Source organism: Cupriavidus sp. 05T42 (genome assembly GCF_056396345.1).
Genome location: NZ_JBFTLH010000044.1, coordinates 1 through 2615, shown reverse-complemented (window position 1 = coordinate 2615; position 2615 = coordinate 1). Strand labels below are relative to the sequence as shown.

Sequence of the window (2615 nt, the reverse complement as noted above, 5' to 3'; positions counted from 1 at the left end):
TGCCCGCTGATCGTGCCGCCGTTGGGCGTCGCCAGCGCCTGGACGTAGCCGTCCGGGATGTAGCACCGGTCAATCGGTCAGCTAAAAGCGCAATGCCTCAACCTGGAGGAATGCCGGAGCACCCTCCCAAACACTTCTTATTACTTCGCAGCCGTCTTGACCTGATCGCCCGTATAGCTCAGCGACGCGAGATCTTCCTTTGCTTTTTCCGGCGTTTCCAACTCCAGTACGACGCGACCAACCATCAGGCCCATCGACGGCGAGTTGCGCACATACTTCGTTTCCCCGGAATCGAGCACAAAGCTGAGGGTCTTCTCCGTCTCGGTGGCGGCGGCGGCGACGTACTTACCAGCCGGACGATCCACAAAGAAGAAGCCGCCGGGCTTCGATTCGCCCACCACATCGTTATTCAGGCGGAGATCGGGCTGAACGGCAGCACCAAGCATCGACGCCGAGCGCAGGAAATAAACGCGACCTTCGCCCGACTTGAGCGACGGGATGGAAGACGCCATCTCCGAATGCCTCACCCCCGAAGCGCAACCGGCCATCAGGAACGACAACGCCATACCGGTCACCGCGAGGCGAACGACTCGTTTATTGAACTTCTCCAAATGTTATGGGTACTGCGGTGGAAAGCGGGGAATAGTGCTCCTCCCCGGGAAGATAAAACCCGACTAGCCGGCGATCTCTTACGACCAGATAGGCTTCGTGGACCTGACGACCTTCGATGGTGAAAATGGTGCCGAATGGGCGGTAGACGTCGCCCTGGGGGACTTGGCCGATGCGGGACCAGATGGATTTGTCGCGTAGGGTGCGGGTATAGCCGGTGTCCAGTTTGACTGGGACGTCGGACTGGAACTGGATGCGGTTATTGTCTGTGCTCGGCTGCACAAGCGCGAGGTGCGCAGGCGATGTGGAGATCATTGGGGCGCATGCTGTCATGGCGACAACGGCCACAATTGAGAAAACAAAGCGAATAGCTTTCATAAGCATAAAGAGCAAAGATCAAAACATCGATGGAAAACACCGAATCCGACCGAAGACTGATTCGTTCGACACTGCCGCCTACCACCCTGCCATCGACGGCGCAGTGAGCACAAAGACGTCATGCTCGGCACTCTCTGATCGAATAAAGGCAGCCGCAGCGTAATTGTTCCGTTCGGCCTCCCGACGATCAACAGGCGGATCAACTCCATCCCAAATGCAATCTAGCCTCGCTTCGAATCCTGGCGCGTGCCAAATACCTCCTTCGACCCGGGCAATGACCAGCCCTTGCTCCACCGCCCCTTCACAAACTTTGAGCGCTGCTTCCTTAGTCAGCTTCATCACAACACTTCCGCCGAGGGAAAAGAAGTCCTCCGATGAGGTGTAGCGCTGCTGGAGATCGATCTTCATTGCGGTCATTTCCACTGAATTCGGCTGTCGGGTATCCAACCTGGGTCATTCTTTCCACTTACCTGAACAACCTCGCCTGTCCGATTATTTACTACGACGTAACCATTTTTTGATCCATATACAGATGCAGGATCGTTCCTCGGCAAACCATCTGGTGTTTTAGATGCGGATCGGTTGTCGAATGTAGTACCGACCGGCCCATCACTAATGACGGTTCTCACGCCTTGTTCCGTCCACCCTCGCGCGCCAAGTTGGCCGGTAATCTTACTGTCGATAGTGACATTGGCTACCGGCATTCCAATGCCGTTCTGAATCTGCGCGATAAGCGTGAGACCCGCGCAGAGCGCCGGCATCAGCATACACCCGGGATTACTCAGAATCGTTGGTCCCTGTGGCCCGCTTGCTGGCGTACCCGTCAGCGTCCCGCCCTGCGGCCCATTGTTCGGCGTCCCAATGGGACCACCATCATTCTCCACTTCAAGCGGGTTCGTCAGCGGGTCGCTCTTCTGCGGACCATTGTTGGGGAATGCCGTGCCGCCCGGCCCACTGGGCGCCGGCTTCGGGACCATGGCCGCACCGGTGGTGTTATTGATCGCCTCGTTCTGCGCAGCCAACCCTGCGGAAGTTACGTCACGCCCCAACAACGCACCCGCCGTACCGCCGATGAGAGTCGCGAGTCCAACCGTCAGCGCCTGACGGATCCTATCGTCGCTGTAGTAAGTAACGTTGCTATCCGCGTATACGCCATCTCGAATCARCGGCGCYGCRATAGCGCCCGCCGCGCCGCCGATCGCGCCTCCTGCACAATCACCACCCGTCAGGCTTTGCGCAGCGCAACCCACCAGCGCATGTCCCAATACGTTGGTCAGGATCGTCGACGGATCCGAGCCCGGCATGCCAATGCCCGGTGCATTCACACCAATGCCGTTGGCCCCGAGCGCCGCCGCATCCCTTACCAGCCCACCCGTAAACGCCTGCCCAAAACTCCCGCCATAAGCAATCGTATTCACGCCAGCACTGACCGCTGAGCGGACGACGGTTGCCTCCATGTAATTGACGACACTATCCTGCATCGCCGCCCAATTACCTTGGGCAAGATTGTCGCCAAAGCTACCAATACCGGTGTCACCGAGGTTAATTCCCGCTGTAATGCCTCGGGTCGCCCCAGCTGTCATGCCAGACACAACGCCCGCCTTCAGCGCCGCGCCGATGTTCAACGA

Annotated in this window: 4 protein-coding genes; all 4 read right to left on the bottom strand. The window is 58.3% G+C overall.

Features of this window, described 5'->3' with window-relative positions; genetic code table 11:
• Positions 1-140: 140 nt before the first annotated feature.
• Positions 141-566, bottom strand: a complete 426-nt coding sequence (locus AC1EJR_RS27170; RefSeq protein WP_477113940.1) for a DUF2846 domain-containing protein — start codon at positions 564-566, stop codon at positions 141-143.
• 28 nt (positions 567-594) lie between these two features.
• On the bottom strand, positions 595-993 hold the full coding sequence (locus tag AC1EJR_RS27165; protein ID WP_477113939.1) for a hypothetical protein: 399 nt from the start codon (positions 991-993) through the stop codon (positions 595-597).
• 72 nt (positions 994-1065) lie between these two features.
• Entirely contained in the window at positions 1066-1395 is a 330-nt protein-coding gene (locus AC1EJR_RS27160; protein WP_477113938.1) for a colicin immunity protein, read from the bottom strand.
• Positions 1396-1400: 5 nt separating this feature from the next.
• Positions 1401-2615, bottom strand: a 1215-nt coding sequence (locus AC1EJR_RS27155; protein ID WP_477113937.1) for a colicin E5-related ribonuclease, incomplete at its 5' end; no start/stop codon positions are given.